This window comes from Pseudoxanthomonas sp. Soil82, from assembly GCF_040446535.1.
GTDB classification, from domain to species: Bacteria; Pseudomonadota; Gammaproteobacteria; order Xanthomonadales; family Xanthomonadaceae; genus Pseudoxanthomonas; species Pseudoxanthomonas kaohsiungensis.
The window spans coordinates 622,340-642,540 of record NZ_JBEAAK010000002.1 but is presented as its reverse complement, the minus strand read 5'-3'; the positions used below and the strand labels follow the sequence as shown (position 1 = coordinate 642,540).

15 protein-coding genes and 1 pseudogene are annotated in these 20,201 nt (G+C 66.5%); 10 read left to right on the top strand and 6 right to left on the bottom strand.

The features are described 5' to 3' along the window. Window positions 1-573: 573 nt before the first annotated feature. On the bottom strand, window positions 574-2,634 hold the full coding sequence (gene fusA, locus ABKA19_RS08430) for an elongation factor G (RefSeq protein ID WP_353688518.1): 2,061 nt from the start codon (window positions 2,632-2,634) through the stop codon (window positions 574-576). 446 nt (window positions 2,635-3,080) lie between these two features. On the opposite strand from fusA, the gene ABKA19_RS08425 reads away from it, so the two are divergent. The 6 genes from ABKA19_RS08425 to ABKA19_RS08400 all read left to right on the top strand — a co-directional run bounded on the left by ABKA19_RS08425 (window position 3,081) and on the right by ABKA19_RS08400 (window position 15,444). Continuing rightward, window positions 3,081-3,515, top strand: a complete 435-nt coding sequence (locus ABKA19_RS08425) for an OsmC family protein (RefSeq protein ID WP_162376630.1) — start codon at window positions 3,081-3,083, stop codon at window positions 3,513-3,515. Window positions 3,516-4,144: 629 nt separating this feature from the next. Continuing rightward, window positions 4,145-5,920, top strand: coding sequence for an amidohydrolase (locus tag ABKA19_RS08420; RefSeq protein WP_353688517.1), 1,776 nt, complete (start codon window positions 4,145-4,147; stop codon window positions 5,918-5,920). A gap of 656 nt (window positions 5,921-6,576) precedes the next feature. Beyond that, complete coding sequence (locus tag ABKA19_RS08415; protein ID WP_353688516.1) at window positions 6,577-7,869, top strand: adenylosuccinate synthase; 1,293 nt, start codon at window positions 6,577-6,579, stop codon at window positions 7,867-7,869. Between the two features lie 227 nt (window positions 7,870-8,096). Beyond that, window positions 8,097-11,249 carry a helicase-related protein gene (locus ABKA19_RS08410; protein ID WP_353688515.1) on the top strand — a complete coding sequence of 1,051 codons (3,153 nt, stop codon included), beginning with the start codon at window positions 8,097-8,099 and terminating at the stop codon, window positions 11,247-11,249. 9 nt (window positions 11,250-11,258) lie between these two features. Beyond that, window positions 11,259-14,630, top strand: coding sequence for a type ISP restriction/modification enzyme (locus tag ABKA19_RS08405; protein WP_353688514.1), 3,372 nt, complete (start codon window positions 11,259-11,261; stop codon window positions 14,628-14,630). 76 nt (window positions 14,631-14,706) lie between these two features. Further along, complete coding sequence (locus ABKA19_RS08400; RefSeq protein ID WP_353688513.1) at window positions 14,707-15,444, top strand: DUF429 domain-containing protein; 738 nt, start codon at window positions 14,707-14,709, stop codon at window positions 15,442-15,444. 71 nt (window positions 15,445-15,515) lie between these two features. On the opposite strand, the gene ABKA19_RS08395 is transcribed toward ABKA19_RS08400, so the two are convergent. Then, window positions 15,516-15,899, bottom strand: a complete 384-nt coding sequence (locus tag ABKA19_RS08395) for a nucleotide pyrophosphohydrolase (RefSeq protein ID WP_353688512.1) — start codon at window positions 15,897-15,899, stop codon at window positions 15,516-15,518. Window positions 15,900-16,723: 824 nt separating this feature from the next. Here ABKA19_RS08395 and ABKA19_RS08390 point away from each other — a divergent pair. From ABKA19_RS08390 to ABKA19_RS08375, 4 genes and pseudogenes are all read left to right on the top strand, one after another. Further along, window positions 16,724-17,200: a hypothetical protein gene (locus ABKA19_RS08390; RefSeq protein WP_353688511.1), complete on the top strand. Its 477-nt coding sequence runs from the start codon at window positions 16,724-16,726 to the stop codon at window positions 17,198-17,200. Between the two features lie 225 nt (window positions 17,201-17,425). After that, window positions 17,426-17,710 carry a ribbon-helix-helix protein, CopG family gene (locus tag ABKA19_RS08385; protein ID WP_353688510.1) on the top strand — a complete coding sequence of 95 codons (285 nt, stop codon included), beginning with the start codon at window positions 17,426-17,428 and terminating at the stop codon, window positions 17,708-17,710. 42 nt (window positions 17,711-17,752) lie between these two features. Further along, a pseudogene (locus ABKA19_RS08380) lies at window positions 17,753-18,004 on the top strand (type II toxin-antitoxin system RelE/ParE family toxin); the annotation flags it as partial. A gap of 80 nt (window positions 18,005-18,084) precedes the next feature. After that, window positions 18,085-18,414 carry a thioredoxin family protein gene (locus tag ABKA19_RS08375; protein ID WP_353688509.1) on the top strand — a complete coding sequence of 110 codons (330 nt, stop codon included), beginning with the start codon at window positions 18,085-18,087 and terminating at the stop codon, window positions 18,412-18,414. 47 nt (window positions 18,415-18,461) lie between these two features. Here ABKA19_RS08375 and ABKA19_RS08370 read toward each other — a convergent pair whose 3' ends face one another. The 4 genes from ABKA19_RS08370 to ABKA19_RS08355 all read right to left on the bottom strand — a co-directional run bounded on the left by ABKA19_RS08370 (window position 18,462) and on the right by ABKA19_RS08355 (window position 20,053). Continuing rightward, window positions 18,462-18,890, bottom strand: coding sequence for a type II toxin-antitoxin system death-on-curing family toxin (locus ABKA19_RS08370; protein ID WP_353688508.1), 429 nt, complete (start codon window positions 18,888-18,890; stop codon window positions 18,462-18,464). A gap of 10 nt (window positions 18,891-18,900) precedes the next feature. Next, the gene (locus ABKA19_RS08365) at window positions 18,901-19,122 is read right to left on the bottom strand and encodes an AbrB/MazE/SpoVT family DNA-binding domain-containing protein (RefSeq protein ID WP_162378488.1); all 222 of its coding nucleotides are present in this window, start codon (window positions 19,120-19,122) and stop codon (window positions 18,901-18,903) included. A gap of 143 nt (window positions 19,123-19,265) precedes the next feature. Then, window positions 19,266-19,454 (bottom strand): hypothetical protein, encoded by a 189-nt coding sequence (locus ABKA19_RS08360; protein ID WP_353688507.1) that lies wholly within the window; start codon window positions 19,452-19,454, stop codon window positions 19,266-19,268. Then, window positions 19,451-20,053 (bottom strand): hypothetical protein, encoded by a 603-nt coding sequence (locus ABKA19_RS08355; protein ID WP_353688506.1) that lies wholly within the window; start codon window positions 20,051-20,053, stop codon window positions 19,451-19,453. The genes ABKA19_RS08360 and ABKA19_RS08355 overlap by 4 nt, the downstream gene beginning before the upstream one ends. Between the last annotated feature and the right edge of the window lie 148 nt (window positions 20,054-20,201).

Below are 20,201 nucleotides of genomic sequence, written 5' to 3'. Positions count from 1 at the left end.
GAAGGTCCCCGATCTCCAGATCGGCGCGGCCCTCGTCTGTAGGAGCCCATCCTCATGGGCGACCCGAGGCGGCCGGATCGCCGACACCATCGGCCGTCCCACGCCCCCGGGTCGCCGATGAATCGGCTCCTACAAAGAGAATCCGCGTCGCTTCTTGTAGGAGCCCATCCTCATGGGCGACCCGAGGCGGCCGGATTGCCGACACCATCGCCCTTCCCACGTCCTCGGGTCGCCGATGAATCGGCCTACAAGGGGAAGGCCCTGGTCTCCAGATCGGCGCGGCCCTCCTCTGTAGGAGCCCATCCTCATGGGCGACCCGAGGCGGCCGGATCGCCGACACCATCGCCTTTCCCACGTCCTCGGGTCGCCGATGAATCGGCTCCTACAAGGGAAGGTCCCGTTCTCCAGATCGGCGCGGCCCTCCTCTGTAGGAGCCCATCCTCATGGGCGACCCGAGGCGGCCGGATCGCCGACACCATCGCCCGTCCCACGTCCTCGGATCGCCGATGAATCGGCTCCTACAAGGGGAGGCCGTGGCGCCTTCCTGCACATGCATCCGCGCGGCGCAGCGCCTCACTCCTCCTCGTGCTTCGGCTTGTACGCCTCCACCAGCTTCTGCTGCACCGGCGGCGGCACCGGTTCGTAGTGGCTGAAGTCCAGCGCGTAGCGGCCCTTGCCGGCGGTGAGCGACTTGAGCTCGGCGGCGAAGCCGTCCAGCTCCGACATCGGCACCTGCGCCTTGACCACGATTTCCCCGCGCGCCGAATCGGTGCCGGTGATCCGCGCCCGCCGCGAGGCCAGGCTGCCGGTGACATCGCCCAGCTGCGCTTCCGGCGCGCCCACCTCCAGGTCCACGATCGGCTCGAGCACCTGCGGCCGCGCTTTGGCGATCGCATCCAGGAACGCCTTGCGCCCGGCGGTGACGAACGCGATCTCCTTGCTGTCCACCGGATGGTGCTTGCCGTCGTACACGACCACGCGCACGTCCTGCAGCGGGTGGCCGGAGATCGCGCCGCCCTGCAGCACCTGGCGCACGCCTTTCTCCACCGCCGGCAGGAACTGCCCGGGAATGGTCCCGCCCTTGACCTCGTCGACGAACTCGAACCCGGCCCCGCGCGGCAGCGGCTCGACCCGCAGGAACACCTCGCCGAACTGCCCGGCGCCGCCGGTCTGCTTCTTGTGCCGGTGGTGGCCCTCGGCCCGGGTCGAGACGGTTTCGCGATAGGCGATCCGCGGCGGCCGGGTGGCCACGTCCACGCCGAAGCGGTCCTTGAGCCGGTCCAGCATCACCCGCAGGTGCAGGTCGGACAGGCCGCGGATCACCGTCTCGTTGAGCTCGACGTTGTGGTCGACCAGGAACGCCGGGTCTTCCTCGGTGAGCTTCTGCAGCGCCTGCGACAGTTTCTGCTCCTGGCCGCGGCTGGCCGCCTGCACCGCCAGCCCGAACATCGGCCGCGGGAACTCGGTGGGCGCCAGGTGCACGCCGTCCTCGTCGTGGCTGTCGTGCAGCACCGCGTCGAAGTGCAGGTCCTCGATCTTGGCCACCGCGGCGATGTCGCCGGGGATGGCCTCCTCGATCTCCGCATGCTCCTTGCCGCGCAGCTTGAACAGGTGGCCGACCTTGAACGACTTGCGCCCGTCGTCGACGAACAGCTGCGAGTCGCGCCGCACCGTGCCCTGGTAGACGCGGAACACGCCGAGCTTGCCGACGAAGGGATCGTTGACGATCTTGAACACGTCGGCGATGACGTGGCCGCCGGCATCGGCGCGGGTGGCCAGCGGTTCGTCGCCATGGCCGTTGCGCTTGAGCAACGGCGGCGGGTTGGCCTCGGTCGGATCGGGGAACAGCCGTTCGGTGATCTCCAGCAGCTCCTGCACGCCGACGCCGCTGCGCGCCGAGACGAAACACACCGGCACCAGGTGGCCCTCGCGCAGGCACTGCTCGAACGCGTCGTGCAGCTCCTGCGGCGGGATGCCGGCCTCGCCGCTCTCGAGGTAGTGCTCCATCGCCGCCTCGTCGACTTCCACCACCTGGTCGAGGATGCGCTGGTGCCAGTCGGCCACCGGCCCCAGGTCGGACTCGCCGGTGCCGCTGCCGAAGCAGTCGACCACGCGGCGGCCGCCGTCGGCCGGCAGGTTCAGCGGCAGCACCTCCGGGCCGAAGATCTCGCGCAGCTGCGCCAGCACGCGCGCGCAGTCGGCCTGCTCGTGGTCGATCTTGTTGACCACGATCGCCCGGCACAGGCCGCGCTCCTTGGCGCGTTCCATCAGCCGCACCGTGCCGTGCTCCACGCCGGTGTCGGCGTCGACCACGATCACCGCCGTTTCCACCGCGGCCAGCGCCGACAGGGCAGGGCCGCGGAATTCCGGATACCCGGGGGTGTCGATCAGGTTGAGGTGGAAAGCGCGGTCGCTGGTGGGCGCGTGGTCGATGCTGGCGATGGCGATGTCCATCGAATGCCCGCGCGCTTTTTCCATCGGATCGAAGTCCGACACCGTGGTGCCGCGTTCGATCGTGCCTGCCGATGTCAGGGCGCCGCCGGCATGCAGCAGGGCTTCGAACAGCGTTGTTTTGCCGGCGCCGGGGTGGCCTGCGAGGGCCACGTTGCGGATGTCATGGGTTGCGTACGACATGAGGCCGTTCCTCCCGTGGATGGGTCTGAAGGGCCGTCATGGCTGTCCGGGCCGGGAGCGCGTGCCAGGAGGTGCCGATTGCTTGCAGCCCGGGGTGCGGACCCGGCGGGCGGTCATGGCGGACGGGTACCTTAGCGCGTCGCCGGTTCGCATGGCGTTGCGGCGCACAACGGCGGCGGTGCGTTGTTGGACGCGGCGCGAGGTCCCCCATGCAGGAGCCGATTCATCGGCGACCCGCGGACGCGTGAGGGGCGATGGCGCCGGTCATCCCGCCGCCTCGGGTCGCCCATGAGGATGGGCTCCTACACACAGGACGCGGCGCGAGGTCCCCATGCAGGAGCCGATTCATCGGCGACCCGAGGCCCTGGGACGGCGCCCGGCAACAGGCCGCTAACATCCGCGCCGCTAGGCTGGCCGTCCCCTCCACCCCCACCAAGGAACGAACCATGGGCATCTCCCGCAACGCCACCGCGCACTGGGAAGGCGACCTGAAGACCGGCAAGGGCAAGCTCAACACCCCGCAGAGCGGGCTGCTGGCCGACACCCGCTACGGCTTCAACAGCCGCTTCGGCGACGAGAAGGGCACCAACCCGGAAGAACTGATCGCCGCCGCGCATGCCGGCTGCTTCACCATGGCGTTCTCGGCCAAGCTCGGCGAGGCCGGCTTCACCCCGACCTCGATCGACACCCGCGCCGAAGTGGACCTGTCGATGGAAGGCGGCCCGACCCTGTCGCACATCCGCCTGAAGATGAAGGCGGTGATCCCGGGGATCGACGAATCGAAGTTCCGCGCCATCGCCGACGACGCCAAGCAGAACTGCCCGGTGTCCAAGGCCCTGTCGGCGGTGCCGATCAGCCTGGAAGCCGAACTGGCCGGCTGAGCGGCCGCTCCCTGCAGGCGGGAAGGCGCCCACGCCACATCGGCGCCTTCCCATATGTAGGAGCCCATCCTCATGGGCGACCCGAGGCGGCCGGATCACCGGCGCGATCGCCCTTCCCACGCCAGTGCGTCGCCGACGCCATCGCCCGTCCCACGCCCTCGGGTCGCCGATGAATCGGCTCCTACAAGAGCGGAGCCGCGCCGATAGGGGGCACCCGCGCCGCCGCCTTCTGTAGGAGCCCATCCTCATGGGCGACCCGAGGCAGCCGGATCACCGGCGCGATCGCCCTTCCCGCGCCCGTGCGTCGCCGATGCCATCGCCTGTCCCACGCCCTCGGGTCGCCGATGAATCGGCTCCTACAAGAGCGGAGCTGCGCCGATGAAGGGGCACCCGCGCCGCCGCCTTCTGTAGGAGCCCATCCTCATGGGCGACCCGAGGCAGCCGGGTCCGCGACGCCATCGCCCTTCCCGCGCCCGTGCGTCGCCGATGCCATCGCCTGTCCCACGCCCTCGGGTCGCCGATGAATCGGCTCCTACAAGAACGGGAGGGCCCCACGAAGGTGCGCCTCCCGTTTGCCCCCGGATGCCTGGCGCCGGCATAGTCGGCGCCTGTCCTTTCCGGAGAAACCGATGCGCCTGCGTGCCCACGTCCTCCCGTTCGCGCTGCTGCTGGCCGGCACCTGTGCCGATGCCGGCGCCCACGCCGCCCAGGACACCGCGCCTGCATCCGCGCCCGTCGCCACGCCGGCCGACACCGACGACACCCCGCCCGCGCCGCCCCCCGGCGCCGACCAGGTCACCGTCCTCACCGCCGCGCGCATCCACACCGAGGACCGCGCCCGGCCGCAGGTCACCGCGATCGCCTGGGACGGGCAGGGCCGCATCGTCGCCACCGGCACCGCCAGTGAACTGCGCAAGCGCTATCCGAAGGCCAGGCGCATCGACGCCGGCAAGGCCACCGTCGTCCCCGGCCTGATCGACGCCCACGCCCACGTGATGGAGCTCGGCTACGCCCTGCTGCGCGCCGACCTTTCCGGCGCGGCGAGCAAGGAGGAGGTCATCGAGCGCCTGCGCGCGTTCGCCGCCACCGCCCCGGCCGACACCTGGATCCAGGGCTGGGGCTGGGACCAGAACCGCTGGCCCGGCCAGCAGTTCCCGACCGCCGCCGACCTCGATGCCGCCTTCCCCAACCGCCCGGTCTGGCTGGTGCGGATCGACGGCCACGCCGGCTGGGGCAACAGCGCCGCGCTGCGCGCCGCCGAAGCGGCCGCCGATGCGCGCGCGCTGGCCGGCGACTGGCAGCCCGACGGCGGCCGCATCGTCCGCGAGGGCGGCCAGGCCACCGGCGTGTTCATCGACGCGGCCATGCGCCTGGTCGAGAAAGCGATCCCCGCGCCGAGCGAGGCCTACCGCGAACTGGCCCTGCAACGCGCGCTGGAGGCGGCCGTGCGCAACGGCCTCACCGGCGTGCACGACATGGGCGTCTCGCGCGAGGACCTGGCGCTGATGCGCCGCTTCGCCGACGCCGGCCGCCTGCCGCTGCGCATCGACGCCTACGCCGACGGCAACCGCGACGCCCTGGCCGACCTGTGCGCGCACGGCCGCTACCGCCACCCCGGCGGCCGCCTGCAGATGGAGGGCGTGAAGCTGTACATCGACGGCGCGCTCGGCAGCCGCGGTGCCGCGCTGCTGGCCGACTACAGCGACGACCCCGGCAACCGCGGCCTGCTGGTCACCGACCCGGCCGCCTACGCCATCGCCGTGTACAAGGCGCGCGACTGCGGCGTGCAGGTGGCCAGCCACGCCATCGGCGACCGCGGCAACCGCCTGGTGCTGGACACCTACGCGCAGGCGCTGTCCGGCAGCACCGCCCAGCCCGACAGCCGCTGGCGGGTGGAGCACGCCCAGGTGGTCGCGGCCGAGGACATCCCGCGCTTCGCCCAGCTCAAGCTCGTCGCCTCGATGCAGCCCACCCACGCCACCTCGGACATGCCCTGGGCCGGCGACCGCCTCGGCCCCGACCGCCTGGAAGGCGCCTACGCCTGGCGCCGGTTCCTGGACCTGGGCGTGCCGCTGGCGCTGGGCTCGGACTTCCCGGTCGAGCAGGTCGACCCGCGCCTGGGCCTGTTCGCCGCGGTCAACCGCACCGACCGCGACGGCCACCCGCCCGGCGGCTGGCTGCCCGGGCAGAAGCTGACCGCGGCCGAGGCCCTGCGCGGCTTCACCGCCACCGCCGCCTGGGCCGGCCACGACGAAGGCGAAGTCGGCCGCCTGGCCCCCGGGCTGCGCGCGGACTTCGTGGTCCTCGACCGGGACCCGCTGGCGATCCCCGCCGCCGAGCTGGACGACCTGAAGATCCAGGCCACCTGGGTCGACGGCCAGCCGGTGTACGAGGCCGGCCCGTAGGAGCCCATCCTCATGGGCGACCCGAGGCGGCCCGGGATCACCGGTGCCATCGCCCATCCCACGCCCTCGGGTCGCCGATAAATCGGCTCCTACAAGGGCGAGCCGCGCCGATAGAGGGGCACCCGCGCCGCCGCCCTTTGTAGGAGCCCATCCTCATGGGCGACCCGAGGCGGCCGGATCACCGACGCCATCGCCCGTCCCACGCCCCTGGGTCGCCGATGAATCGGCTCCTACAAAAAGAGCCCCGCGCCGCCGCCCTTTGTAGGAGCCCATCCTCATGGGCGACCCGAGGCGGGCGGATTACCCGGCGCCATCGCCCTTCCCCCGCCCCCGGGTCGCCGATGAATCGGCTCCTACAATCGCCGGCAGGCCGGATCTGACCTCAACCCAACGCCCGCCCAACCGTCGTCCCCGCCCGGGTGGCCCCCGCCAACCAAAACCCGGATAATCCGCAAAAGCCGGTCGGAGCCGCTTCGCCTTGAAGCCACCCGCCCGGCTTTTTCCGTGTCGGGTACCCCGCATTGCTTCGCGCCGCCCCGATGGCGGCGCGTGTTCCCGGATCGGCTTGCCCGATCCACCACGGAACGGGCAGGGCAGGGCCCCGCCACGGTCCCATCCCGCGGCCCCGATGGCCGCCCGATATAGGAGTCACGGCCATGGGCCAGTCAGTCGTCGTCATCGGTGCCCAGTGGGGCGATGAGGGCAAGGGCAAGATCGTCGACCTGCTCACCGAGGAGATCGGCGCCGTCGTGCGCTTCCAGGGCGGCCACAACGCCGGCCACACCCTGGTCATCAACGGCAAGAAGACCGTCCTGCACCTGATCCCCTCCGGCATCCTGCGCGAGGACGCGCTGTGCCTGATCGGCAACGGCGTGGTGATCTCGCCCGCGGCCCTGATCAAGGAGATCGGCGAGCTGGAAGCGGCCGGCGTGGAAGTGCGCAGCCGCCTGAAGATCTCCCCGGCCGCCCCGCTGATCATGCCGTACCACATCGCCCTGGATCAGGCCCGCGAGAAGGCCGCCGGCGGCAAGGCCATCGGCACCACCGGCCGCGGCATCGGCCCGGCGTACGAGGACAAGGTCGCCCGCCGCGGCATCCGCATCGCCGACCTGCATTACCCCGACCAGCTGGCCGAGAAGCTCAAGGCCGCGCTGGATTACCACAACTTCGTCCTGACCAAGTACCTGGGCGTGGACGCGGTGGACTACCAGCAGACCTACGACGAGGCGCTGGCCTTCGGCGAGTACGTGCAGCCGATGAAGTCCGACGTCGCCGGCATCTGCCACGACCTGCGCAAGCAGGGCAAGCGCATCCTGTTCGAAGGCGCGCAGGGCGCCCTGCTGGACATCGACCACGGCACCTACCCGTATGTCACCAGCTCCAACACCACCGTCGGCGGCGCGCTGGCCGGTACCGGCGTAGGCGCGGACGCGATCGACTACGTGCTCGGCATCGCCAAGGCCTACGCCACCCGCGTCGGCGGCGGCCCGTTCCCGACCGAGCTGGACGACGAGATCGGCCAGGGCATCCGCGACCGCGGCGCCGAGTACGGTGCTTCGACCGGCCGCCCGCGCCGCTGCGGCTGGATGGACATCGTCGCCCTCAAGCGCGGCGTGGCCATCAACGGCATCTCCGGCCTGTGCATCACCAAGCTCGACGTGCTCGACGGCATGGAGAAGCTCAAGATCTGTATTGCTTACGAGTACCGCGGCAAGCGCACCGAGTACGCCCCGCTGGACGCCCAGGGCTGGGACGAGATCACCCCCGTCTACCTGGAGTTCCCCGGCTGGAGCGAGAACACCCACGGCATCACCGAGTGGGACAAGCTGCCCCCGGCCGCCCGCGCCTACCTGCGCGCGCTGGAGGAGCTGGCGGGGTGCCCGATCAGCATCGTGTCGACCGGCCCGGACCGGGATCACACGATGGTGTTGCAGGATCCGTTTGCGTGAGGAAACTCGGAAGAGAATCTTCCGCCGCGAAATGTTGATGTGATCAAAGGGCGTCATACGAGCTATGGCGTCCTTTTTTCTTAGGCCCAAGTCGGTGCTTCCGCGACATTCCGAGATGGTCTATAAGTCAGAAGGGGAGCCTGATAAAGGCCATATCGCAATCTCGGGGCTGTCGTCGGCGCGGTGAGAGTTGCACGGAAGCTATCCGCTATCAGGGGCGCATATACATGTCGAATCTCGCATCACAACTATTCATCGTTGACAACTCAGACACCGACTGGAAGGTGCGGTCGTACCTGTCCGAATGGTGCGAGCTCTCCGAAAGGATCGATATCGCGACCGGATACTTCGAGATCGGGGCGCTCCTTGTATTGAAGGAAGGATGGCAGAAGGTGGACAAGATCCGCCTGCTGATGGGCAATGAGGTTTCGATGCGTACGGCCCAGGCGTTCGACAAGGGGTTGAAGCGAGTTGCGGCGCGTCTCGATGGGTCGCTCGACGCAGAGAAGGCGAAGAACGATTTCCTTGAGGGTGTTCCCGCCATCGTCGAAGCGATCCGCAGCGGAAAGCTGGAATGCCGCGTCTACCGCAAAGACAAGTTCCACGCCAAAACCTACATAACCCACGGGCGGTCGGCTGTGGTCGGCTCTTTCGCGTTGGTGGGCTCATCCAACTTCACCGTCCCGGGTCTGACCGACAATATTGAGCTCAACGTCCAGATCAGGGGCGCCGATGTCGGCCTGCTCCAGGAGTGGTACGAGCGCCATTGGGAAGACGCTCAGGACATCAGCGCCGACATTTTGAAGATTATCGAGAAGCACGCCGCCCAGCGATCGCCCTACGAGATCTGGGTAAAGGCGTTGCATGAACTGTTTCATGGAGAAGCGCTTACCCCGGACGTCTGGGATCGCACTCAATCCAAGCTGTTTCCCGAGCTTGATCGCTACCAGCAGGATGCCTATCGCAACCTGCTCAGCATTGCCAGGACATACGGGCTTGCATTTCTTTGCGACGGTGTTGGCCTGGGCAAGACCTTTGCCGGGCTTATGCTCATCGAGCGCTTCGTCGTTCACGAAGGCAAGCGCGTTGTCCTGTTCGCACCCAAGGCGGCGCGTGAGGACGTCTGGGAGGTAAAGGTAGCCAAGTACCTTGACGACCTGAACAGTGGCTTCGTCAACTTCAAGTCATTCAATCACACAGATCTGCAGCGCGGCGGCAAGATCCAGAAGGAGATCGAGCTCACCTTGCGGGACGCTGACATTGTCATCATCGATGAGGCGCACAACTTCCGTAACCCTGGTGGTCGCGGGACTGGTCGCACGCAGGAGTCACGCTATCGCCGTCTCCAGCGATACGTCTCCAGCGGTTCGAACCGGAAGCAGGTGTTTATGCTTACGGCGACGCCAGTGAATAACTCGATTCACGATTTCCGACACATGATCGAGATCGCCAGCGGCGAGGACGCGAAGTACTTCCAGCCTACGCTCGGTATTTCCAGCTTGCGCAGGCATTTCATCGACCTGGAGAAGAAGCTGCTGGGCAAGGGGAAGGAAGGCGATCTGTTCGACATCGAGACGGCGGAGGACGAGGACAAGGCCGAACTGGCGTTGGCCATGGATCGCATCTTCCATGCGCTGGTGGTTCAGCGGAGTCGTGCCTACGTGCGGGAGAGCCAGATCCAGGTGGCCGGCGACAAGGCGCTGTTCCCGGATCGTTTGCCACCGGTCGTGGCCGAATACGGGCTCAAGAAGACCTACGGGAAGTTGCTGGAGGAGCTGGAGAAGGCATTCAATAAGAAGTCCCCCCTGTTCGTCCTCGGTGTCTACAACCCGTTGGCCTATTACAAGGGTGAGAAGGGCGAGACCGATGCCGACCACCTGGCAGAAGGTCGGCAGAAGCAGGTGGTCACGCTCATCCGAACCCAGTTTCTGAAGCGCTTCGAGAGCTCTGCGGCTGCTTTCGAGATGTCGAGTCTCCGGCTGTTGAAGAAGCTGTTTGCGTGGGCTGAAGTGCATGCGGAGGGGGCGCATGACCGGAAGCGCCTGGACCGGTTCAAGAGCAAGCATGCGGAGCTTCTCGCATACGTCGAAACTCATCAGCACGATCTGTTCTCCGACGAGGCGGACGAGGATGAGGTCGAACCGTTCCTGACCGAGGAGATGCTGGCCGACGTCGAGAAGCTGGACCCGGAGGAGTACGAGGTCGGTGACCTGATTGACGACTGCATCGACGACATGGAGCAGTTGGCCGTGTTCCTTGGCATGGTCAGGGATGTGACGCCAAAGAAGGATGACAAGCTGCAGGCGCTCATCAAGCTTTTGAGGACCGACAAGGTCCTCAAAAGCCAGAAGCTGATTCTGTTCACGGAGTTTGCCGACACCGCGCGTTATCTCGAGAGGGAACTGAAGGCTGCGGGAATCGAAGGCATCGAGCGCATTGACGGCAGCAGTACGCAGAAGCGTCGTAGCCAGGTGATCCGACGCTTCTCGCCGTACTACAACGACACCAGCAGGGCAGTGCTCAAGAGCGATGGCTTGGAGGAAATCCGGGTACTCATCGCCACCGATGTGCTTTCCGAAGGTCTGAACCTGCAGGACGCGACCCGCCTGATCAACTACGACCTGCACTGGAACCCCGTACGCCTGATGCAGCGTATCGGCCGTACCGATCGGCGTCTGGATCCGAAGGTCGAAAAGGCGATTATTCGCGACGACCCGGACCAGAAGGCCGTGCGAGGCACCACCCAGTTCTGGAACTTCCTGCCGCCCGAGGAGTTGAACGAACTGCTCAGCCTGTTCAGCCGCGTCACCCAGAAAACGGTGATGATTTCCCGGAGCTTCGGCATCGAGGGCAAGCAGCTGCTGAGTCCCGATGACGACTTCGATCCCGTCAAGGAGATGAACGAACGCTTCGACGGGGTGATGTCCGAAGTCGAGAAGCTGCGGCTGGAGTACGACCAGCTGCGGGATGAGCATCCCGAACTGATCGAGGCCGCCACTGCGCTTCCTTCCAAGGCCTTCAGCGGTCGCAAGTCGGTCGACGGCCAGGCCCGCGTGTTCTTCTGTCACCGGATCCCTCGGCCGGACCCGTCACTGGTCGAGGCGGAGCCGGGCCAGCCGCGCTGGTCGCTGGCGGCGGGTTATACCGTATGGACCGAGGTCGCAGTGGCGCCGGAGTCGTCCACCAACGATGTGGGTGCCATAGCGCCCCACATCCGGTGCGAGGCTGAGGAAAAACGGGCAACCAAGCTGGCCAAGAGCAGGCTGATAGCCCTGCGTGAGCAGGTGGAGAAGGAACTGGTGAAACATCATCTGCGCCCTCTGCAGGCGCCAGTTGGTGTGTCACCCTCGCTGATGTGCTGGCTGGAACAAGTGGACTGAGGGAAGGTGATGGCTGCAAGGGGAGAGGATCTGCGCCACGTCGGCGATTTCGAGGCGCTGTGTCGTTATCTGGAGGACACGCTGGGCTGGCCGCTGGGGGAGGGCGAGTACGACTTCGATGCGCTGACCTTCCAGTACGAGCCGGAGGAGCTGGGCCTGCAGGACCAGTACGCCGATGCCATCGAAAGCATCCACCAGCTGAGGCCTGTCGTGGACGGCCAGCCCTGGGGCATCTTCTTCGTCCGCTTCAGGAAGAAGAAGCTGCCGGTCGGCGTGCTGCGCCGCATCCTCAGCCAGCTCGCGCTGAAGAAGCGGGAGTCGGCCAACAGAGCCGAGCGAGCCGCCTGGCGGACCGATGATCTGCTGTTCGTCTCCGCATTCGGTGAGGAGGCGGGCAGGAACCGCGAGATCGCCTTTGCCCACTTCCACCGGCATGGTGGCGATCTGCCCACTCTGCGGGTGATCGGCTGGGACGGAAATGACACGCCGTTGAAGCTGGAGTACCTGCAGGGTGTGCTCGCCAACAAGCTGCGCTGGCCCGCCGATCCCGCCGACACGGATGCCTGGCGAGCGCTATGGCGCAGCCCGTTCCGGCACAGGCCTGGTCATGTCATCCGCAAGTCCGACGAACTCGCACACGAACTGGCCAAGCTCGCGCGCACCATTCGCGACCGTGCCCAGGCGGTGATGAAGGCCGAAAGCGCCAAGGGACCGCTGACACGGCTCTACGATGCCTTCAAGAAGTCCTTGATCCACGATCTAACGCCGGACGGTTTCGCCGACACTTACGCCCAGACCATCACCTACGGCCTGTTGACCGCGGCAATCTCTCGCACCGAGATGTCGGAAGGCCGCCACGGCACCGCACTGCTGGCGTCCGATCTGGCCGACATGGTGCCTGTCACCAACCCCTTCCTGAAGGAGATGCTGCAGACCTTCCTCGAAGCCGGCGGTCGCAAGAGCGGCATCGACTTCGACGAGCTGGGCGTACAGGATGTGGTCGAGCTGTTGCGCGGCGAAGACACCGATCTGCCGGCCATTTTGCGCGATTTCGGCAACAAGACCCAAGGCGAAGACCCGGTCATCCATTTCTACGAGCACTTCCTCAAGGCCTACAACAAGGCGCTTAAGGTGCAGCGCGGCGTCTTCTATACCCCGCAGCCGGTGGTCTCCTACATCGTTCGCAGCGTCCACGAGCTTCTGCAAACCGAGTTCGGCCTAGCCGATGGTCTCGCCGACACCACAACCTGGGGCGAGATGCTGAAAAAGAACCCCGGCCTGAAGCTGCCGCTGCTCAGCGATTCACCTGGCGAGACGCAGGCCATCTCCCCGGATGAACCCTTCGTCCAGATCCTTGATCCCGCTACCGGCACCGCGACCTTCCTGGTCGAAGTGGTCGACGTCATCCACAAAGCGATGGGAGAGAAGTGGAAGAAACAAGGCCTGTCGGAGGATAAACGCACGGAGGCGTGGAACGAATATGTGCCCAAGCACCTCCTCCCGCGCCTCCACGCCTTTGAGCTGATGATGGCGCCCTATGCCATCGCCCACATGAAGATCGGCCTCAAGCTCGCCGAGACCGGCTACCGCTTCGGCACCGAGGAGCGTGCCCGCATCTACCTCACCAACGCCCTCGAGCCGTGGTTAAAACAGCTCCCGCTTGTCGGCTTCGACGCCCTCGCCCACGAAGCCGCCGCCGTAAACGAAATCAAACGCCACAAGCGCTTCACGGTCGTTATCGGAAACCCGCCGTATTCAAACTTCGGAATGCTCAACAAGAACCCGTTCATTCTTGGATTGCTCGATGATTACAAGCGCGGGCTCGATGAGAAGAAGCTGAATCTAGATGATGACTTCATAAAATTTATGCGCTTCTCAGAGCATCTTGTCAGCAAGGCAGATGCTGGAGTGCTTGGGATGATTACAAATAACGTTTTTCTTGATGGAATCACGCATCGACAGATGCGGGCGCACCTACAATCAAGCTTCTCTTTCATTCGTGTAATTGACCTTCATGGAAATATAAAGAAGCTGGAGAAGTCACCAGATGGGTCGAAGGACGAGAACGTATTCGATATTCAGCAGGGTGTCGGAATTTCCGTAATGGCCCGGCGCGCGATCAATGCATCTCATGGGGTTGAGCATGCAGAACTTTGGGGCTTGCGTGAGGCGAAGTATGAAGCACTTTGCCAGCGTGATAACGCCGTGCAGCCAAAGCCTTTGAATCAGGTTGTATCTCCGCAGTTTTTCTTTGTGCCGAAATCACTCGATGACGTAGATGAGTATCTCAGTAGTCCTTCGTTGTCTTTCCTTTTTAAATTTGTTGGTCAGGGTATACAGACCAAGCAGGATGATTTTGCTCTGCAACCGACTGAGGATGGCCTGGTTCGGGTGGTGGAAGATGTTCGTGCGCTCTCAGTACAGGAGCTAATGGGGAGGTACGATCTTCCTGAGTCCACGGCCAGTTGGTCGCTTCATTGGGCTAAGCGCGATGTGTCTGGAAGCCAAGGCTCTGCAATTAGAGTGGCTGTTAAGCCATTTGAATCGAAATGGACCTATTTCACCGGAAACTCTAATGGCTTTCTCGCTCGACCAAGAAGAGAGGCTACGGAGCGCATGCTGGGCGGGAATCTCGCAATTATTGCTAAGCGCCAATCCAAAGAAATGCCGTTCTCCAGTGTCTTCGTAGTTAACTCGCCCATCAATGAGGGAATCTTTGCAATTGACCCAAAGGGGAGAGAGAGTGTTTTTCCGCTGCAATCCCCACATGAGAGCGGCGCCGAGCTGTCTCTTTTCGAGCGCGGATCATCTTCAAATCTGAATAGTGCCGCCCTGCCTAAGGAGTACCGTGGGGAGGCGCCTGAAAGCATCTTCCATTACGCCTACGCTGTGCTTCACAGTCCCGGCTACCGGAGTCGCTACGCGGAGTTTCTGAAGATTGATTTCCCGCGCCTGCCTTTGACTGGGAATTTGGAGCTGTTCCGCGTGCTGGCCCGGCTCGGCGGCGAACTCACCTCCCTGCACCTGCTCGAATCTCCCCGGCTCGCCCAGGCCATCACCGAGTTCGTTGGTGGCCAAAACCCCGAGGTCGAGAAGGTCTCATGGTCGCGCGACACCGTGTGGATCGACAAGGCGCAGACCGCCGGCTTCCACGGCGTGCGCGAGGAGGTTTGGAACTTCCACATCGGTGGCTACCAAGTCTGCCAGAAGTGGCTCAAGGACCGAAAAGGCCGCACGCTGTCGAAGGATGACATCGGCCAGTACCACAAGATCGTCGTCGCCCTCTCCGAAACGATCCGCTTGATGGCCGAGATTGATCGCATCATCGACCAGCATGGCGGTTGGCCAAGAGCCTTCGCTGCTCCTGACGAGGTCAGCTGATTCCGGCTATTGACGACATGTTCTGGCATAGGTCGCGGTGGTTGGGTTCTGGTTGGATCCGGCTGGAGAAGGGCTCATGTTGATTCTTGGACTGGACGCCGCATCGGATAGAAATAAGTTCGGTTACGCCGTCGGCACGCTCAACGGGTCAAAGATCGAGCTGGTTGATGCCGGATTGCTGGGCGGACCATCCAGGACCGCTGAACTGGCTCGGGAAATTGGAGCGGCGGCCAAGTCCACGCGAGTTCTTGTCGCCGTCGACGCGCCGCTCGGCTGGCCGAATGCCATGTCGTCGGTCGTCACGCATCGCGCAGGGGAGCGCATCGCTTCCACGAAGGATGAGATGTTCCGGCGCCTCACGGACCGGAGGTTGCGCACAGAGGCAGGTGGAAAGCACCAGCCGTTGGAGATCGGTGCTGACAAGATTGCGCGCGCTGCGCACGAGGCGTTGACGGTCATCGACGAACTGCGCGCAGGCAGTGGTCTGGATTTGCCGATGGTGTGGGAGCCGACATTCGTCGGAAACGGGCTGATCGAGGTGTATCCCGCCGCGACGCTACGTGCGTGCGGAGTCTCACCCAAGAAGTACAAGGACAAGGATGCTGCCGAAGTTCGCCTTGGTCTGGCGAACAGTCTGATGGCCCAGATCGACGGGCTGGGACGAATCTGCGGCGGGAGTTCCGACGCGTTCGATGCCGCTCTGTGTCTTGTGGCCGCGGCGGACTTTTTGCTCGGCCGTTGCCAGCCGCCTGCGCCAGGTGAAATGGACCTGGCGATGAAAGAGAGCTGGATCTGGGTGCGGACTAGGGACTGACGAGTAACGGAGGTGAACCCGACCGGCCTTGTAGCTGGGATGGATGCCTTCGACCGCCCGGCCGCCGCGGTTCACGCCAGCCTTTCCCCTTCGGCTTGCCGGAATAAGAGTTCGGTGTATTTCCGGCTGCTGCCGCGGGCCTTGTCGGCCGGGTACTTCGCCGCGTTGATCGCCAGCTTCTCGCGGGCCGCCTGCAGCGGGTCGATGCCCAGCTTGTCGGACAGCTGCAGCAGGTACAGCAGCACATCGGCGATCTCGTGGCCGACCTTGAGCCGTTGTTCGTCGCTGAGCTGCCGGCTCTGCTCGTCGGTCAGCCACTGGAAGTGCTCCAGCACCTCGGCGGCCTCGATCGACAGCGACGCGGCCAGGTTCTTCGGCGTGTGGAACTGGCCCCAGTCGCGCTCCTCGGCGAAGCGGCGCAGGTCGGCCTGCAGTTCCTCGATCTCGCGGCTCACTCGCGTTCCCTCCCCGGGAATGTGATGCCGGTCGAGTATAGGGGAGGGGCACACGAACCTGAACGAGCCCGGCCGCCGGGGTCCGCCGGACCGGCCGCAAGCCTCGGAGCCTCGTGCGCAAGGCTCGGGGCCTTGCGCGCAAGCCCGGGAGCCTTGCGATCGCGAGGCTTTCCGCCTTGCGCGCAACGCTCCAGCCCCGATCGCAAGGCTTTCTGCTTTGCACGCAAGCCTCCAAGCCTTGCGCGCGAGGCTTTTTCCCTTGCGGCCGCAATGCTCCAGGCCTTGCGCGCAAGCATGCAGCCTTGCGCGCAAGGCAAAACGGGTGGCGGTCGGGGCTTTTCGGCTTGCGCGCAGGGCTCGCTGCCTTGCCCGCAAGCCTCTAGCCGTTGCACGCAAGCCTCGACGCCTTGCGCGCAACGTTCCAGGCCTTGCGCGCAAGGCTCCGAGCCTTGCGAACGGCGCGGATGAAACCAGTTGAGGGGCCGGAAACCCGGGTGCCGGTCGTGCGGGGCGGGCAGGGCACCCGCGGCGCCGCGCCGGCGTCCGGTGCCGGGGATGCGGGTATCCCAGGCTTGCCGCGGCAGCATCCGACGCCCGTCCGGCCGGCGTTCCGATGCGGATCGGCCGGTTTTCCGATCCCGTATGGGTATTTTTCCTACGCCGGCTGGCCGGTTTTCCTACCCCGCCCGCGGCTTTTCCTACCCCACGCGTGGGAGTTTTCCTACACGGCCCCGGGCATCGGCCCGATGGTGGGGGCAGGGCCTCCGGAGGACCGTGTGCGCGCCGGCAATCAGCCCGGCCCCACTGACAAGGAAGCCGTAACCATGACCCAGAACCTGATCGACCTGGAGCTGTCCGCCGAGTCCCTGGCCGCGATCGACGCGGCGCTGGCCACGCTGGAGACCCATCTCACTCCGCTGCTCGGGCTGGACCCGGAGTCGCGCCGCGGCCTGACCAAGATGGGCCACAAGTCCGAAGCGTTCTGCCGCCAGGCGGTGGTGGCCTTCAGCCAGAACGCCGAGGTGCTGCCGCGCAACTTCGACCTGGAGTCCTACCGCCGCGACCTGGCCACGCTCGACGCGCTGCGTCCGCGCCGCCAGCGCCTGGACCGGTTGCAGGAGCTGCTCGAGGACACCGAGATGGCGGTGGGCAGCGACCTGATGACCGCGTCGCTGGAGGGCTACGCGGTACTCAAGGTCGCCGGCAAGGGCACCGGCCTGGACGGCCTGCGGCAGATGCTGTCGGCGCGCTTCAACCGCGGCCGCCGCGAGACGGTGGTGGTGGAGGGCGTGCCGGCCTGAGAGCGGCACGCAGGTGTCATCGGGAAGGCCGCCTCCGGGCGGCCTTCTTTGTTTGCACCATGCGTAATCCGCACGCATCGTCTTGGTCGCCTGCAAGCAAGGATGGGTGCATGAGCGGGTGCCACGGGTGACCGCCCTCCCATCGCCCGCCGCGGCACTCGCCTGCGGCCGCTTGTCTCATACATGTGCGACATTGCCCCCAACCTCCACCGCCGGGAGTTCCGCATGAGCACCACCACCATCCGCCTGCCCGAAGCGCTCAAGGCGCGTATCGCCAAGGCGGCCGAGGCGGCCGGCACCACCTCGCACAACTTCATCCTCGAGGCGATCGCCGAGAAGGTGGACCTGGCCGAGCAATGCGCGGATTTCCATGCGCTGGCCGACCAGCGCTATGCCGGGTTCCTGGAAACCGGCGAGAGCATCCCGTGGGAGGACGCGCGCGCCTGGCTCAGGCAGCGCCTCGCCGGCAAGCCCGCCAAGCGGCCAGCGGCCAGGAAGCAGGCCCGCTGACGTGGCGCGGATCGCGCTGGTGCCGGCCGTGACGACCTCGACCGGATCGTCGCGCACCTGCGCCAGCACGAGGTCGCCGATGCCGACGCCCGGGTGGCGCAGATCATCGGCGCGCTCGATGTGCTGGACGGCAATCCGCTGATCGGCCGCCCGGCCGGCGACGATCGGCGTGAACTGCTGATCGGCCGCGACGCGCACGGCTACGTGGCGCTGTATCGCTACCTGCAGGTGATCGAAACGGCGCTGGTGCTGGCGATCCGTGCGCAGCGCGAAGGTGGTTACGCGCGGCCCTGACGGCGAGGACGCCCGCTGCGTCACGAAGCAGCCACACCGCCTGTGCGAGCGTGGCCGCGACAGCCGCCGCCGAGCCCGCGATGCCCTACACCGACCGCTACCTGGAAACCGAGCCGTCCCGCGCGGAGGTGGACGCGCGCGAAGGCGTGCTGCTGCTGGAGTTCGGTGCGCCGTGGTGCCCGCACTGCCAGCGTGCGCAGGCGGCGATCGAGGTGCTGGCGTCCGAACATCCGCTGCTCGGGCACCTGAAGATCGAGGACGGCCGCGGCCAGCCGCTGGGCCGCTCGTTCAAGGTCAAGCGGTGGCCGACCCTGGTCGTGCTGCATGACGGACAGGAGCTGGCGCGCGTGGTGCGGCCGGTGTCGGGCGAGGACCTGGCGCCGCTGCGCGTGGCGCTGGTCGGGGGCTGAGCGGTGCGCCGCGCGGGCGGCGTGGAGGCCGCGGCGGCGGGGGTGGATCAGCGCCGGTAGCCGGCCCGCTTCTCCTGCACCTGGCCGCCATGGGTCACGACGATGCGCGCGCGCAGCCAGTCGGCGAACGTGGCTTCGTCCAGGCTGCCTTCGGCCAGCGCGATCATCTGTACGTACATCTCTTCGAGGCTGGCCTCGAGCCGGGCGTCATTGAGCAGCAGGAACACGAAGTAGCAGACGTGCGCGGTGCGTTCGTTGCCGTCCACGAACGGGTGGTTGCGTGCCAGGCCGTAGGCCAGGGCGGCGGCGAGCGAGGCCAGGTCGGGCGGCGGATCACCGGAGGCCAGCAGCTGCCGTGGCCGGGCAAGGGCGGAGTCGAGCAGGGCTTCGTCGCGCACGCCGACGCCGCCGCCGTGCTGGGCGAGTTGGCGCTCGTGGATGGCCAGGGCCAGCGACCGTTCGATCCAGACGATCATGGCGCCGGCCCTACTGCGCCAGCTTGCGCAGGAGGTCGCGGTGTTCGCGCATCACCTGTTCGGCCACTTCCATCTGCGCGGCCAGCACGGGGTCGTAGGTGGTCAGGCGGATGCCGTCGGGGGTTTCCAGCGCGTGCAGTTCGTCGCCCTTGTCCACGCGCAGGCGGGCGAGCAGTTCCTTGGGCAGGATGACGCCGGCCGAGTTGCCGATGGCGGTGATCTTGAGCTTCATGGCGGGGTCCGCGGATGTAATAACGGACGTTATACCATGGAGGTGCCGGCGGCGGCACGGCGGGTGCTGCCGCCCCCCGGTCTTCGGGAGCTTGTCGGATCCGGGTGGCGCCGGCGACCGGTGGCTCCTCGCCGCCGGGTGCGTCAACGCCCGGACGTGGGCGGCGCCTCGCCTTCCGGATCCGGCTTGCCCTCGCGCGCGCCCGGCTGCACCGCCGGGTCGTTGCGCTCCTCGGCGTCGTGCTTGCCGGTCTGTTCGCCGCGGCGGCCGGCGTCGTCGTCCCGGCGCGTTCCCTGCGCCGGTGCCGACGATGCGCCGGGCGTGCCGGTCACAGGTAGTCGCCGCGCGCGTTCTCGGCGCGCGCCGCGCCGATGGCGGTCTCGACGTTCTTCTCCTCCTCCGGCGGCGGCAGCACCGCGGGCATGCCCAGGCTCTGGATCCACAGTTCCCGGCACCAGCCCTTGGTGTGGTAGAGGTGGTGGTCCTCGTCCTGTTCCACCGCCTCGTGCGCGGCCTTGAGCGCCTTGGCGTGCGGCCCGCCCTGTTCGGCGACGCGGCCGATCAGTTCCCAGTTCTGGTGGTCCTTGGTCTCGGCCAGGACCACGCATTCGGCGGCCACCAGCTCGGCCGCGGCCGGGTCGGCCTTGGCCATCGCCATCTTGATCGCCGCCACCAGCGATTCACCCATGTGCGCGACCACGGCGCGGCCGGGGCTCTGCGCCTCGGTGTCCATGCCCAGTTCCTGGAATACGCGGGTGAGCACCTGCTCGTGGGTGCGGGTCTCTTCCAGGTACTCGCCCCATTCCTTCTTCAGGTCTTCGTTCTGCGCGGCGGCTATCGCGGCGGTGTAGATCTGGATGCCGCCGCGTTCGGTCTCCAGTGCCTGCAGCAGCAGTTCGGTGACCTGCGCGGGATCGGTTTTCCGGGCCATGGGTGTTCTCCTCGGGGATCGTTTCGGGGATCGGTGGGCCGCGCCAGGCGCGGCAGGGATGCCGCGGCGGATCGCGTCGGCGGATGGCCGGTGCGTGTGCGGGAACGTGATTCTTCCCCCTGCGGGCCGAAGGGAGCGTGAAAAAAAC

What these genes read in the sequence shown, in the direction of transcription:
- ABKA19_RS08385 (WP_353688510.1), top strand. Translation starts at nt 17,426, where the DNA reads ATGAGCACCACCACCATCCGCCTGCCCGAAGCGCTCAAGGCGCGTATC.
- ABKA19_RS08370 (WP_353688508.1), bottom strand. Translation starts at nt 18,890, where the DNA reads ATGATCGTCTGGATCGAACGGTCGCTGGCCCTGGCCATCCACGAGCGC.
- ABKA19_RS08390 (WP_353688511.1), top strand. Translation starts at nt 16,724, where the DNA reads ATGACCCAGAACCTGATCGACCTGGAGCTGTCCGCCGAGTCCCTGGCC.
- ABKA19_RS08420 (WP_353688517.1), top strand. Translation starts at nt 4,145, where the DNA reads ATGCGCCTGCGTGCCCACGTCCTCCCGTTCGCGCTGCTGCTGGCCGGC.
- ABKA19_RS08415 (WP_353688516.1), top strand. Translation starts at nt 6,577, where the DNA reads ATGGGCCAGTCAGTCGTCGTCATCGGTGCCCAGTGGGGCGATGAGGGC.
- ABKA19_RS08365 (WP_162378488.1), bottom strand. Translation starts at nt 19,122, where the DNA reads ATGAAGCTCAAGATCACCGCCATCGGCAACTCGGCCGGCGTCATCCTG.
- fusA (WP_353688518.1), bottom strand. Translation starts at nt 2,634, where the DNA reads ATGTCGTACGCAACCCATGACATCCGCAACGTGGCCCTCGCAGGCCAC.
- ABKA19_RS08405 (WP_353688514.1), top strand. Translation starts at nt 11,259, where the DNA reads ATGGCTGCAAGGGGAGAGGATCTGCGCCACGTCGGCGATTTCGAGGCG.
- ABKA19_RS08355 (WP_353688506.1), bottom strand. Translation starts at nt 20,053, where the DNA reads ATGGCCCGGAAAACCGATCCCGCGCAGGTCACCGAACTGCTGCTGCAG.
- ABKA19_RS08400 (WP_353688513.1), top strand. Translation starts at nt 14,707, where the DNA reads ATGTTGATTCTTGGACTGGACGCCGCATCGGATAGAAATAAGTTCGGT.
- ABKA19_RS08375 (WP_353688509.1), top strand. Translation starts at nt 18,085, where the DNA reads ATGCCCTACACCGACCGCTACCTGGAAACCGAGCCGTCCCGCGCGGAG.
- ABKA19_RS08410 (WP_353688515.1), top strand. Translation starts at nt 8,097, where the DNA reads ATGTCGAATCTCGCATCACAACTATTCATCGTTGACAACTCAGACACC.
- ABKA19_RS08425 (WP_162376630.1), top strand. Translation starts at nt 3,081, where the DNA reads ATGGGCATCTCCCGCAACGCCACCGCGCACTGGGAAGGCGACCTGAAG.